Origin of the sequence: Anabaenopsis elenkinii CCIBt3563, assembly GCF_015245355.1 — a bacterium.
Taxonomy (GTDB): domain Bacteria; phylum Cyanobacteriota; class Cyanobacteriia; order Cyanobacteriales; family Nostocaceae; genus Anabaenopsis; species Anabaenopsis elenkinii.
In genome coordinates this window covers 3138606-3153152 of record NZ_CP063311.1, presented here as the reverse complement: position 1 = coordinate 3153152, position 14547 = coordinate 3138606, and the positions used below count along the sequence as shown (strand labels likewise).

Sequence of the window (14547 nt, the reverse complement as noted above, 5' to 3'; positions counted from 1 at the left end):
GAATTTGCTTGACATAAACTCAGCAGAGTGATAAGCGAAAGAAAAAGAAATTGCACACCACGTCATTTGTATGTTGTCTTACAATATATCAAGAATTTGATAAGTTATTCTTTCAAAGTTTTTAACTGATTTATTTAAATTTGTTATTACATAAAGTTTTAAACATTTTGTTAAGACTGATTTACAAAAGTCCACCTTAAATGTAAAGAAGTGCAGTGGCATGGAGAGGAGAAGCATTATACTCAACATCCACCCTCCCTACTTTCTGGTACAGATAGGATGAATGGCGTTTACCTGTTAAACAATGGCAATCACTACTGGGCAATTAATTCAATGGAAACAACAGGGGCGGTCAATCGTCGCCTTGACTGCTTGGGATTATGCGATCGCCCAACTTCTAGATGCAGCTGGGGTAGACTTAATCTTAGTGGGGGACTCACTGGCGGTGGTTTTAGGTTACGAGACAACACTACCAATTACCCTAGAGGAAATGTTGCACCATGCTAAAGCTGTGCGTCGTGGTGTCAAACAGGCTTTAGTGGTGGTTGATTTACCATTTTTAACTTACCAAGAAAGCATCTCACAGGCGATGCACTCAGCCGGATTAATTTTGAAAGAAACAGGGGCCCAAGCAGTTAAGTTAGAAGGTGGTTATCCCGCCATGGTAGAAACTGTGGCTCGACTGGTACAAGCCGGAATCCCAGTCATGGGTCATGTCGGTTTGACACCCCAATCAGTACATCAACTGGGATTACGACAACAGGGGAAAACTCAAGAGGCTAGTGAGACAATTTTCCACCAGGCCATGGCTCTCGAACAAGCCGGTGTATTCTCCATAGTTTTAGAGCATATACCCGCAGATTTAGCAAGAAAGATTACACAAAAATTAAACATTCCTACTATTGGCATCGGTGCGGGAGTTGATTGTGATGGACAGGTGTTAGTCACCTCCGATGTCCTAGGTTTGGGAGAAAAGCACCCACCCTTTGCAAAAGTTTACACAAATCTGCGAGAGACAATTACCAAAGCTGTGAAAGATTACGCATCAGAAGTGCGCGATCGCCAGTTTCCCTAACCGAATATACTCAAATATTATTAGGAGTAGTTAAATGTTGGTACAAATTCCCCCTACTCACAAAACACAAAAAGAATTAAATATTACTTGGGAAGCTCTTCCCGCCGAATTCATTCTACCCGATGATCCAGTGGAAAATATTCAACAACCGGCGCTGGCTTCGGCACTGACCGATGCACTAGGAGCCACACAACGCATCCAACCCCAGATGTTAATTGCTTCTAACTTCGGTTTAGTAGCGACAGTCAACAAAAAAATAGTTGTCAAAGCGCCTGACTGGTTGTACGTTCCCCAAGTCCAACCCGTAGCCTCTGGGGTGATTCGTCGTAGTTATACCCCCCATTTAGAAGGTGCTCCTGTGGCTGTAGTCATGGAATTTTTATCAGACACAGAAAATGGAGAACTATCAATCCGTTCAACGCCACCCTACGGTAAACTATATTTTTACGAACATATTCTTAAAGTTCCCACTTATATCACCTATGACCCCTACGAAGTGATTCTAGAAGTCAGGTGTTTAGAAAACGAAAAATATAGCTTAATGACGGCAGAGGACAATGGTCGTTACTGGATTGAGCAATTAGAATTATTCCTGGGAATTTGGCCAGGTGAAAGACTATGCCAAAATATGAATTGGCTGCGGTGGTGGGATAAAGAAGGTAATTTGTTGTTGTGGAGTAGTGAGCAAGCTGAACAAGAACGCCAACGAGCTGAACAAGAACGCCAACGAGCTGAACAAGAACGCCAACGAGCTGAACAAGAACGCCAACGGGCGGAAATACTAGCAGCAAAGTTACGTGAGCTAGGTGTTGACCCTGATGCGATAGTATAATATGCATATATTAGATATTATAACTGGAAAAGACGAGCATCCAGCCTTATTCACACCAGCCCAACTAACTTTGACATATGAGCAGCTGAAGTCAAATGTATTAAGTCTAGTTGCACAACTGCATAGTTTCGGCCTAGGTAAAGGAAGCCGCATCGCCATTGCTATGGGTAATGGTTCTGAGATGGCCTGTATTTTCCTTGCTGCTAGCTTGTGCGGAACAGCAGCACCCCTGAATCCCAAATATAAAAAAGAAGAATTTGCCTTTTACTACCAAGACCTCCAAGCCGAAGCCCTGATCACCTTACCAGGGACACCAGAGTCCGCCATTGCGGCGGCTCATCCCGATATGCTCTTAATTAATGTTACAAGTAACTCTGATGGTACATTGAGTTTGGCATTAAACGGGGAAGTTAAACAGCCACAAATAGAACCTAATAAATCTGAGTTACCTACAGATGATGATATAGCGATTATTTTACATACCAGTGGAACTACTAGCCGTCCTAAACGAGTTCCCATTCGCCACCGTCATCTGATAGCTTCTGCCCAGAATATTATCACTGTCTACAATCTCACAGACAAGGACACCAATTTATGCCTCATGCCACTATTTCATATTCATGGATTAGTGGGTTGTCTACTGTCCACCTTAGCATCAGGGGGGACATTTATCTGTCCCACAGGGTTTAACGCCTTAGAATTTTGGCAACTGGTGGATACATACAAACCCACTTGGTACTCTGCTGCTCCTACCATCCATCAAATGATTTTAGGGCGAGCCAGTCGCAATCAAGATATTGTTAAATCTCATAGATTCCGCTTTATTCGTGCTAGCAGCGCCCCTCTACCACCGGTAATTATCGAACAAATGGAAGCAGTTCTTAATACCCCAGTGGTAGAATCCTACAGCATGACAGAAGCAGCCCACATGATGACTTCCAACCCTTTACCGCCGAAAATCCGCAAACCAGGAAGTGTGGGTTATGCGCCCTTGGGTGTGGAAATCGGGATTATGGATGAAAATGGTTACCTCCTTCCCCAAGGTAGTCTGGGTGAAGTGGTAGTAAAGGGAGCCAATGTTATCGATGGTTACGAGAATAATCCCCAAGCCAACGCCACTGCTTTTGTTAAGGGTTGGTTCCGTACAGGTGATCAGGGTAAACTAGACCTAGATGGCTACCTTTACCTTACCGGCAGAATCAAGGAACTGATCAATAGAGGTGGTGAAAAAATTTCGCCTTTGGAAATAGATGATTTATTACTGCGTCATCCTGCTGTAGCTGAGGCTTTAGCTTTTGCTGTCCCTCACAAGTCCCTGGGTGAGGAGATTCATGCTGCGGTGGTGCTCAAAAGTCAGACCAGTGAGCAGGAATTAAAATCCTATTGTTCCCAAGTTTTAGCAGATTTCAAAGTGCCTAAACAAATTCATATCCTGGAAGCCTTACCCCGCGGCGCAACAGGGAAACTGCAAAGGTTGAATATGGCTAAACTGCTGAAATTGGGGACTGACATATGAAAATTTGTATTGTAGGTGCGGGTGCTATTGGTGGGTATTTAGGAGCTAAACTAGCTCGCGCAGGGGAAGATGTCACCTTAATTGCTCGGGGAAAGCATCTAGAAGCAATTCAAAACAGGGGACTAGAGGTAATTATGGCCGATGGGTCTAGTTATAGAGTCAATCCTTGTGTAGCTACGAGTAATATAAATCAGGTAGGATCTCAAGATGTGGTCATCCTGGCAGTGAAAGCGCAGAGTTTACCGGCGATCGCTCCTCAAGTATCATCCCTCTATAATTCTGATACCATGGTAGTTACTGCCCAGAATGGTATTCCTTGGTGGTACTTTTATAAGCATGGCGGTGAATATGAAGGACAACAAATTCAGTCTGTTGATCCACAGGGGATAATTGCCGCCAATATTGAGATAGATCGGGTAATTGGTTGTGTAGTTTATCCAGCGGTGGAATTACGATCGCCGGGAGTAATTCGTCATATTGAAGGCGATCGCATCAGCCTGGGAGAAATCGACCACACTAAAACCGAACGTGTGCAAAAACTAGCCCAAAGCTTCAAAAAAGCAGGTTTAAAAGCCCCAGTCAGGTCTAATATTAGGACAGAAATCTGGGTAAAATTATGGGGAAACTTAGCCTTTAATCCCATCAGCGCCTTAACTCGCGCCACCCTAGAGCAGATTTGCCAATACCCCTTGACCCGTGAACTGGCAAGGCAGATGATGATGGAAGCCCAAACCATTGGCGAAAAACTAGGTATTGAATTCAGTATCAGTTTAGAACAGCGGATCAATGGGGCGGAAAAGGTCGGCGCTCATAAAACCTCTATGCTGCAAGATATTGAAGCTGGACGACCTACAGAAGTTGAGGCTCTTCTGGGAGCAGTGATTGAACTGGGAAAACTCACCCACACCCCTACACCCTATATGGATACAGTATACGCTAATGTCAAACTACTAGAAAAAACTTTACACCATTATTTATAAAAATATTAGCTTTGTAGCTATGATCATGGTTTATATTACCGGAAGGGTGCCACAAATCACTAATAGTCTATGGCTGACGCCAAGCTACGGGATCAGATCCGATAAACCAGTACCGGAATATCTGTGCAACTGATGCTTTCTTACTTATGGAAAATCACAAGGTGAGTGAGAGGTTGATATGAAAGGGCATAAATTTTGCTCAATTGCCACAGATAAAGACTAAACTAAAAAGTCTTGTGCTGCATAACCTGTAAATTGCCAACAAATCAAGTAATCATGTCCAAGGTTCTCGTCTCCGATCCTATTGACCAAGCTGGAATTGACATTCTCACCCAAGTTGCTACGGTAGATGTCAAAACAGGTCTTAAACCAGCAGAACTGATCGAAATTATTGGGGAATATGACGCGCTGATGATCCGCTCTGGTACGCGGGTTACACAAGAAATTATTGAAGCTGGTACTCAGTTAAAAATTATTGGTCGTGCTGGTGTCGGTGTGGATAATGTTGATGTTGCTACAGCTACCCGGCGCGGAATTGTTGTCGTCAATTCCCCAGAAGGTAATACCATCGCCGCGGCGGAACACGCCCTAGCCATGATGTTATCTTTATCCCGTCACATCCCTGATGCTAACGCTTCTGTGAAAAAGGGTGAGTGGGATCGTAAAACTTTCGTAGGTGCGGAAGTTTATAAAAAGATCCTGGGTGTAGTCGGTTTGGGGAAAATCGGCTCCCATGTGGCAACAGTAGCCAAAGCCATGGGAATGAAACTCTTAGCTTATGATCCTTTTATCTCCAGAGAACGAGCCGAACAACTGGGCTGTCAGTTGGTGGATATGGATTTACTGATGCAGCAAGCAGACTATATCACCCTACACATCCCCAAAACACCAGAAACCACCCACTTAATTAATGCTCAAAGTCTGGCGAAAATGAAACCCACAGCCAGAATTATTAATTGCGCTCGTGGTGGTATCATTGATGAAGCTGCTTTAGCTGCGGCAATTAAACAAGGTCAAATTGCCGGTGCTGCCTTGGATGTATTTGAGTCAGAACCCCTAGGTGAGTCTGATTTGCGATCGCTCGGTAAAGAAGTAATCCTCACCCCCCATTTAGGAGCCTCCACCACAGAAGCACAAGTAAACGTAGCTATTGATGTGGCCGAGCAAATTCGCGACGTTCTCTTAGGACTACCAGCACGTTCAGCAGTTAATATCCCTGGTTTGGGTCCGGATGTCCTAGAAGAACTCAAGCCTTATATGCAGCTAGCCGAAACCCTGGGTAAACTAGTGGGACAGCTAGCTGGTGGACGAGTAGAAGTACTCAATGTCCGACTACAAGGAGACCTCGCAACCAACAAGAGTCAGCCTTTAGTTGTCGCCTCCTTGAAGGGACTACTTTACCAAGCCCTCCGGGAACGGGTAAATTACGTCAATGCTACTATAGAGGCCAAGGAGCGGGGAATTCGGGTGATTGAAACCCGGGACGCTTCAGCTCGTGACTACGCCGGCTCTTTGCACCTGGAAGCTACAGGTACTTTGGGGACTCATTCGGTAACGGGGGCTTTATTAGGGGACAAAGAAATTCACCTCACCGACGTTGATGGTTTCCCCATTAATGTACCCCCCAGTAAATATATGGTGTTTACTTTACACCGTGATATGCCGGGAATTATCGGTAAACTTGGTTCCCTCCTGGGCAGTTTTAATGTCAACATTGCTAGTATGCAGGTAGGCCGGAAAATTGTTCGTGGTGATGCTGTAATGGCTCTGAGTATCGATGATCCATTGCCGGATGGCATTTTGGATGAAATTGTCAAAGTACCGGGAATTCGGGACGCATACACAGTAACTCTATAAACTTGAAGAAATGAGGCCTGCCTCATTTCTTGAAATCAGAATTAAATATGACAAACAGTTGGTGGGAAGTACAGATTTTATGTGATCCAGCTCTAGAAGATTCTATCTTTTGGCGACTGGAAGATTTTAGCAGCCGTGGTACAGCTAGCGAGGGTAAAGGTGATTTGTGTCTTGTAAAGGCTTACCTACCAAGATTGCCAGGAGCAACCCTAGATTTAGAGTTGCTCTCTAGCCAATTACATGAAGATGCTCTGTGTGTGGGCTTACCTATTCCTACCCTCAGCTGTCAGTTAATCAATGAGGAAGATTGGGCTACTAGTTGGAAACAATACTGGCAACCGGAAAAAATAGGCGATCGCTTTTTGATTAATCCTGCTTGGCTACCTTTAAGCGCCGCTTCAGACCGCCTAGTAATTCTTCTAGATCCCGGTGTAGCATTTGGTACGGGCAACCATGCCACAACCCAATTATGCTTGGAATCCCTAGAAAATGTGGATTTTCAGGGTAAAATTGGTCAGGTGATTGCTGATATCGGCTGTGGTTCTGGTATACTGGGTATTGGAGCATTACTATTAGGGGCAAAAACAGTTTATGCAGTGGATACTGACCCCTTAGCGGTACAATCAACTGTGAGCAATCGTGACCTGAATCGGATTAGCCCAGAATCCTTGATACCGGAGGAAGGTAGTGTAGATATAGTCACGCAAGGGTTACAAGAACCTGTGGATGGTATTGTTTGTAATATTTTGGCTGATGTGATTATTCAGTTGCTGCCACAAATGAACCAGATTATTAAACCGAGTAGTTGGGGAATTTTTAGCGGGATTTTAGTAGAACAATCTGCTACTGTGGCTGAGTCTTTAGAAAAAAACGGTTGGATCGTTGATAACCTGTTAACAAAGAAAGAATGGTGTTGCCTCAATGTGCGGCGTTCTCAGAGTTAGTAATTAAGGCAATGGAGCAAGAAATAATACATAGTAATTTGCCGGGATGTTCTGCCACAGAAACACCAGATGTGAGTTTAGACTACTCATTGAGTGGGTATGATTATATATTACCAGAGGAACTAATTGCTCAAAATCCCGTATTTCCCAGGGATAGTTCCCGTTTATTAGTGGTAAATTCCTCTACCGAAACCGCACCCGCACATCATATTTTTCGAGAGTTACCAGATTTGTTACGCCCTGGGGATTTGTTGATTGTGAATGACACAAAAGTAATTCCAGCTAGGCTGTATGGTAGTAAATCTACGGGTGCTACAGTAGAGGTTTTGCTTTTGGAAGAACGAAAATATAACTGTTGGTTAGCTTTAGTTAAACCCGGAAAACGCTTCAAAATAGGATCTAGAATTTTTTTTACATCTAAAGATTCTGCACAAAACCCCACTACCCTCACTGCGACTGTATTAGAAAGCGACCCAGGGACGGGAGGACGTTTATTAGATTTTGATGTACCTGATGGTAAACCTTTAATCGAGGTCTTAGATCAATTCGGTGAGATACCCCTACCGCCATATATTACCAGTTCTACTGCGGCTGATGAACAATATCAAACAGTTTACGCCCAGCAACCAGGAGCGATCGCCGCACCTACAGCAGGATTACATTTTACCCCAGAGTTACTAGATAAGTTAGGCGATCGCGGTATTCATCAGGCTTCCATCACCTTACACGTGGGGGTAGGGACATTTCGCCCTGTGGAAATAGAAGACGTCACTAACCACCAAATGCATCAGGAGTGGATTGCAGTCCCCCCCACTACAGTAGAACAAATCCGCGCCACCAAAGCAGCGGGGGGTCGAATTATTGCAGTGGGGACTACAGTAGTCCGCGCCTTGGAAGCAGCAGCACAGTCTGGGGATTTACAATCATTCTGTGGTCAAACAGATTTATTCATCTATCCCGGTTACCAATGGCGGGTAGTAGATGGTTTAATTACCAATTTCCACTTACCGCGTTCTAGTTTGTTGATGCTGGTAAGTGCGTTGATTGGTAGGGAGCGGTTGTTAAATATATACCAACAAGCTATAGCTGGGAAATATCGCTTTTATTCCTTTGGGGATGCTATGTTAATTCTTCCGGGATTTTAATACTGGGGAAATTTTGACTAAATGGTAAATCCTGATTGATGGCTTCTATCTCCTGTTGTTCTAGTTGATTGACTTCCCTAAGATAGGGATGGAGAATTTTTTCTAACCGCCGATTGTACAAGCGGTGCAAACTATAATTAGGCGTAGCTGGGAACCCACGGCGTTTTTTATGTCGTCCCCCAGCACCAGGATCAAAGCTTTGGATACCATGGGCGATCGCCCACTCAATGGGTGTATAGTAGCAAGCATCAAAATGTAAACAGTCTATTTCTTGAAAACTCCCCCAGTAGCGTCCATATAAGCGATCGCCTTTATACAGACAAAAAGACATACCTATAGGTTGGCCCTGGTCTTGCTGATCATAAGCTGGGAAGAACAGGACGCGATGGCGATAGTTAGTGTGTAGCTGCTCAAAAAACTGTTTTGTTAGGTACTTACTACCCCACCAGCCAAACTTATCACAGGTATCAGCATAGAACTGGTACATTAAAGGAAATAAAGAGTGAGGAATTGCATCACCAGTGACTGGGTGAAATTCTAAACCCACCTTTTCCACAGCTTTGCGCTCTCGCTTGATATTACGGCGCTGATTGGCGTTGAATAATTTTAAGTAATCATCAAAAGTTTTAAACCCCAGATTTTCCCAAATGTAGCTATGGTGTAACCAAGGGGTAAAACCTTGGGGTTCTACCATAGTGCGCCATTGAGGATCGACATAGAGAAAATGACACCCAGAAATTCCATGCTTAGTACACCAAGAATCTATCTCATGTACCATCATGGCTGTAATGTACTCTTCATCTTCCCCCGGAGCAATTAAAAAACGATAACCTTCAGCGGGGGTAAATGGTGTCATTCCCAATAACTTAGGATAATATTGTATTCCCAGACGGGTGGCTAATTCTGCCCATTGCTGGTCAAAGACAAATTCACCATAACTATGTCCTTTCAGGTACAGTGGCGCTGCTGCTATCAAATTCCCCCCTCGCCAAACTGTTAAGTGATTCGGTAACCATCCGGTTTTCGCCGTCACACTCTGGGAGATTTCCAGATTATTCAGCCAGTCCCATTCTAAAAACGGCGTTTTCAGGGGTATTGCTAAAGCATCCCAAGCATTTTGGGGTACTTGTGCAATGTGGTTAATCCAGAGACTAGAGTAATTAGGCTTGATTTGTTTGACCATTGTACAGTTTGCAATGTGAGAATTAACACTTAGTCAGATAAATCTGACTTGAGCTTTCAAAGTTTTAAAGCCTAACTCATGCTATCGATTCTACTCTCAGAGGATGTTTGATAAGTCATGATTAGTGTATCAACTATTGTTTGACCCCACCCTAACCCTCCCCTTGTAAGGGGATGGGACTGGATTTTATTGTTTTTTGTGTGTTCCCTAATATAAAAATTACCTGTTTAATACTTTCCAAACATCCTCTGAGAGTGAAAGGTTTATGATATCAATCTTCTAATTCTCCACTTTGCCGAGCTAGTTCATAAATAGCAGAAATAATACAAGCCATTATACCGATGCTGACACCCCAGCTAGGTCCTAAGCTAATTTCGAGAAACCAGTTGGATAAACCCCCAATGACTAGAAAAGGAATGATGCTAAATAGTGAAGCGTAAAAGGCGTTTTGGGACTCTCTAGCTTGGCGTGTTTTCTCAAATTCTTGTTGACTGATGTAAAGCGATCGCTCGGCAAAGTTAAACCATCTAGTTATAAGGTTAGTTGTTTTATCACGCAGGCGGTAAAATGTCAAGTATAGAGCCAATGACCAGAGACTGGCTCCGGCGATGGCGATTTTGTCTATCTCAAAACCGAAGGGAAAAATTTCAGTAATCATAGCTAGGGATGTCCTGCAGGTGGCAAAGTTAAATATAAATTCATCTTGTAAGCAATTTTAAGCCCAAAATCCCCCATAATTTTTCATAATTTTTTGATTGCCAAAATCAATTAACTGCTTTTGCTTTCATGGGGGGACTAAACTGCAATTATTTGTTGTGACAAGGAAATTACAATTTTGATGATTAATCCCTAACCACAGGGATTAATCAGGCGATCGCTTCCCTAATTAATCTTCTTGGCTGTGGGTTTGTGTGGGGGATTTACTTAACAGAAACCACCATAGCTCTAATGCAATTAAGGCTACACCACCCATAGTGACACCAACTTTCACCCCCAAAGGTTGCTCTATGGGGTGAAATCTGTTATTTTCTCCTGGTGAATGGGTGGGCGTTGTGGCTGATACTGTTCCCAGGGACAAACCCAAAGCGGTCACGGTAGCCCAAAGTATATTTTTCTGGAACATAGATAAAATTATTGTACACTTGCAGAGATGATTTTGGGGTGAAATTGCCGCAATCTCAGGGCATTGGTGACCACACAGAGGGAAGAAAGAGCCATTGCAGCACCTGCAAGAATCGGATTGAGTAACCAACCAAACCAGGGAAAGAGAATTCCCGCCGCCACGGGAATACCAATGATATTGTAAATAAAGGCAAAGAAGAGGTTTTGGCGAATATTACTCATGGTCGCCCGGCTAAGTTGAATCGCGGTGACAATTCCTTGTAAATCTCCAGAAATTAGAGTAATATCACTCGCGGCGATCGCTACATCTGTTCCTGTACCAATAGCAATACCCACATCTGCTTGTGCGAGTGCAGGTGCATCATTAATACCATCCCCCACCATGGCTATAATTTGAGATTTACCATTACCTTGAAGAGATTTAATCATGGCGGTTTTTTGTTCTGGGCGTACCTCTGGGAAAACTCTGTCGATCCCTACTTCTTGGGCGATCGCCTCCGCCGTTTTACTGTTATCTCCAGTCAGCATTACTACCTCTAAACCCATTTTTTGCAGTATTTTCACTGCTGCTGTTGAGGAAGGCTTGAGAGCATCAGCAATACCCATGACTGCTTCTATTTCACCATCTACAGCCATGAAAATCACTGTTTTCCCCCCAGCTTCCCAGGCTTGTTGATATTCTGGGAGGGAGTGAGTATTAATTCCCAGTTCTGTCATCCAGCGTTGTGTACCAATTTGTATGAGACGGTCTGACACCACACCTTGAACGCCACTACCGGGAACAGCTGCAAAGTTGTGGGACTCAATTAAATTTACCCCTTGGGACTGGGCATATTTTACCACCGCCTCAGCCAAGGGATGCTCAGAATTGCGCTCTACAGCAGCAGCTAACTGTAAAAGCTGTAGTTCATTGTGGTTAGCAGTACCTTTGAGACAGACAAAATCAGTAACTGTGGGATTTCCCTGAGTTAAAGTTCCGGTTTTATCCAAAACAATGGTAGTAATTTTGTGTGCTAGCTCTAGACTTTGGGCATCTTTAATTAAAATACCATTTTCCGCCCCTTTACCAGTACCCACCATAATGGAGGTGGGAGTGGCTAAACCCAAAGCGCAGGGACAAGCTATAATGAGTACACCCACTGCCGTCATGATTGCTAGGGTGAAGTTACCCATGAAGTTAAACCAAATCACAAAGGTGGCGATGGCGATCGCAATCACAGCAGGTACAAACCATCCTGTAACTTGATCTGCTAATCTTTGAATGGGTGCTTTAGAGCCTTGTGCTTGCTGCACAAGTTTGACGATTTGCGCCAAAAAGGTATCCTTTCCCACCCGTGTCGCCCGCAACTGAAAGCTACCAGTTTTGTTAATGGTCGCTCCTATGACCTCATCCCCTGCTTGCTTCTTCACTGGTAAACTTTCACCAGTAACCATAGACTCATCTACAGTAGAAATACCAGCAATCACCTCACCATCTACAGGAATCTTTTCCCCTGGACGCACCACAATCACATCATTGATTTCCACTTCGGTAATAGAAATATCCATTTCCACACCATCACGGATAACTCTAGCATTTCTCGGTTGTAGTCCCATCAGTTTATGAATAGCTTCCGAAGTTTTTCCTCGAGCGCGATGTTCTAACAATCGCCCCAGCAAAATTAAAGCAATTACAGTTACCGAAACCTCATAGTATACATGAGGGATTAAACCTTGATCCGTAAAAAATCCCGAAAACAGAGTCACAAACAAAGAATATAGATATGCTGCAGTTGTACCCACAGCCATGAGGGTATCCATTGTTGCCATATGGTGTTTAAGGGCTTTCCAGCCATTGACGTAAAAACTCCAACCACACCAAAACTGTACTGGAGTAGTTAACACTAACTGTACCCAATAATTATGGAGAAATTCCGGAATAAACGGTAAGTGTAACCCTGTCATCATGGGTATAGAACCCACAAAAATTATCATAGCAATGACACAGGCCACAATCACCTTGCGCCTAATTTCCCTTTCTTGGGCTAACTTAATGGCCTTCTGACCATCATCTTCTCCAGTCAGTATGTCTTCTGAAGTTGGGTAAGAAGAGTATCCCGCAGCATCAATGGCTGCTTGAATGATCTTGACATTAGTCCGTGTTCGATCATAATTGATGGTAGCTTGTTCAGCACCAAAGTTAACATTACAGTCAATCACCCCTGGAATTAAGCGAATTGCTTGGTCAATGTTGTTGGCGCAGGAGGCGCAACTCATACCTTGGAGTTTCAGCGTGAGAGTATCCATGCTCAGTAAATCACTTTTGCTGGTGTAGCCTATGTAGCCAAAGTTGCATCAAATGGATGCAACTTCATCAGATTAAACACTCTAGTTTGAATGTGAAAATTACATCAAACTATCGAGTGGGCATCTTCAGCGGTATAATCATTTTTCAGCAGCTGGATAACCAGCTGTAGCTAAAGCATCTTTAATTGCTGCTTCTGATGCTTGAGTTTCTACGCTCACAAATTTGGTTTGGGGGTCAGCCTCAATGGTAGCATTGGCATCAACTGCTTTAATTGCATTGGTAATATTGTTGGCACAAGCAGAACAAGCCATATTGGGAACTGTCAGTTTGAGTGTCATAGATTTACGGTATGGAATCAAAGGACTATCAGGACTCAGCTTATGTCTTGCTGAATATCAGTCTGTAAAGCTAATTTAGCCATTTCTAGTTTGTGGGGAATTCTCTTTTCATGGCTTGAGGGATGCTTGGGACTGTCATCAGCTATTAAGTTTGGCTTTTATCTTAATACTCATCCTAAACTCTCCAGTCAGATAGAGAGTCTATCAGAGTTTACAAGTCTTTAAATTCTTTGCCGTCCCCATGATCATGGTATTAATATTATCCAGGTAAATGGCATTAAGCTTTATAGTAGTAAATTATACTTATTTTAAATATTGCCAAAGATCATCCCTGGCTAATATAAATTGTTAGGAAAAAGGCTTGGACAAGCCAAGCCCTTATGTATACCAAGCATTTACTACACCAATAATAATTTAATAGTTCTATACCTTTAGTTCATCCTCCTAAAGGATGTGTTCAAATAGCCTCAAAGCTGATAGATCAGCAATTATTAATCATAAAAAAGGTTTGGCTGTGAACCAAACCTTGATTAGTACTGTGCTGAAAGAGGTACTACTGCATTATTTAAAATGACTGTTTTTAATGTCTCACAAATTCATCTTCATTTGGTCACTATACTATTAGATGAATTTATATTTACCCTGTAATTTATGTATCAAAAGTATGAAAAAGGCTTGAACAATAGTCAAGCCTTGATATATACCAGGTGTTTACCATATTTGGATATTTTATATATTAAATGATGATAATTCATCTGTCTTGAAGGTGTGTACAAATCTTATTAAATATGCTAGCTATCACCATATATAGATAGTATTTTTATGGTCAATGTATAGGTATTGATCATCAAGTTTTTCATACTCTGGTCAGATGTCGTCTGTTGTGTAATCAACTTCTCAAAAGAAAACCCTGGCTTGGATTCCAGGGTCGTTATATGTTTTTCAGGCATTAACGAACTGAATAGTAACATCATCAATAAATTATTGGGAGTACCTATCGGTATATACACAACAAAACATATTTATGCTATGATCATAAAATATGTTTTTTAGCATAGTTTACAATTAACCATAAGCTAAATTGAAAACATATAAAAGAGGCTTGACTATTAGCCAAGCCTACATATAGCAAGAGTTTACCATATATTATGATTTTAAATATACTTGTATGCAAATTTTATCTATCTATAGGTTAAATATAGCTATAAAATATAACTATAAATACCAATCTCAAGATAAAAAAGGTTTAGCCGCGGGCTAAACCTCCA

General features: G+C 42.6%; 12 protein-coding genes. 7 read left to right on the top strand and 5 right to left on the bottom strand.

The features are described 5' to 3' along the window. Positions 1-304 precede the first annotated feature (304 nt). The 7 genes from panB to queA all read left to right on the top strand — a co-directional run bounded on the left by panB (position 305) and on the right by queA (position 8349). Positions 305-1075, top strand: a complete 771-nt coding sequence (gene panB, locus IM676_RS13790; protein WP_200987426.1) for a 3-methyl-2-oxobutanoate hydroxymethyltransferase — start codon at positions 305-307, stop codon at positions 1073-1075. A gap of 34 nt (positions 1076-1109) precedes the next feature. Then, positions 1110-1907: a Uma2 family endonuclease gene (locus IM676_RS13785; protein WP_200987425.1), complete on the top strand. Its 798-nt coding sequence runs from the start codon at positions 1110-1112 to the stop codon at positions 1905-1907. Position 1908: 1 nt separating this feature from the next. Further along, positions 1909-3423 (top strand): acyl--CoA ligase, encoded by a 1515-nt coding sequence (locus IM676_RS13780; RefSeq protein WP_200987424.1) that lies wholly within the window; start codon positions 1909-1911, stop codon positions 3421-3423. After that, complete coding sequence (locus tag IM676_RS13775) at positions 3420-4403, top strand: 2-dehydropantoate 2-reductase (RefSeq protein ID WP_200987423.1); 984 nt, start codon at positions 3420-3422, stop codon at positions 4401-4403. Before IM676_RS13780 ends, IM676_RS13775 begins: the two co-directional genes overlap by 4 nt. Positions 4404-4679: 276 nt before the next feature. After that, entirely contained in the window at positions 4680-6260 is a 1581-nt protein-coding gene (gene serA / locus IM676_RS13770) for a phosphoglycerate dehydrogenase (protein ID WP_200987422.1), read from the top strand. A gap of 47 nt (positions 6261-6307) precedes the next feature. Then, positions 6308-7204, top strand: a complete 897-nt coding sequence (prmA, locus tag IM676_RS13765; RefSeq protein WP_200987421.1) for a 50S ribosomal protein L11 methyltransferase — start codon at positions 6308-6310, stop codon at positions 7202-7204. 11 nt (positions 7205-7215) lie between these two features. Beyond that, complete coding sequence (gene queA, locus IM676_RS13760; protein WP_200990212.1) at positions 7216-8349, top strand: tRNA preQ1(34) S-adenosylmethionine ribosyltransferase-isomerase QueA; 1134 nt, start codon at positions 7216-7218, stop codon at positions 8347-8349. Here the strand turns inward: queA and IM676_RS13755 are convergent. The 5 genes from IM676_RS13755 to IM676_RS13735 all read right to left on the bottom strand — a co-directional run bounded on the left by IM676_RS13755 (position 8324) and on the right by IM676_RS13735 (position 13279). Next, positions 8324-9532, bottom strand: a complete 1209-nt coding sequence (locus IM676_RS13755) for a GNAT family N-acetyltransferase (RefSeq protein WP_200987420.1) — start codon at positions 9530-9532, stop codon at positions 8324-8326. The two genes, queA and IM676_RS13755, sit on opposite strands and share 26 nt — an antisense overlap. A gap of 271 nt (positions 9533-9803) precedes the next feature. Next, entirely contained in the window at positions 9804-10190 is a 387-nt protein-coding gene (locus tag IM676_RS13750; RefSeq protein ID WP_200987419.1) for a hypothetical protein, read from the bottom strand. Positions 10191-10418: 228 nt separating this feature from the next. Then, positions 10419-10655, bottom strand: coding sequence for a hypothetical protein (locus tag IM676_RS13745; protein ID WP_200987418.1), 237 nt, complete (start codon positions 10653-10655; stop codon positions 10419-10421). A gap of 8 nt (positions 10656-10663) precedes the next feature. After that, positions 10664-12940 (bottom strand): heavy metal translocating P-type ATPase, encoded by a 2277-nt coding sequence (locus tag IM676_RS13740; protein WP_200987417.1) that lies wholly within the window; start codon positions 12938-12940, stop codon positions 10664-10666. A 138-nt stretch (positions 12941-13078) separates the two neighbouring features. After that, the gene (locus IM676_RS13735) at positions 13079-13279 is read right to left on the bottom strand and encodes a heavy-metal-associated domain-containing protein (RefSeq protein ID WP_200987416.1); all 201 of its coding nucleotides are present in this window, start codon (positions 13277-13279) and stop codon (positions 13079-13081) included. Positions 13280-14547 lie beyond the last annotated feature (1268 nt).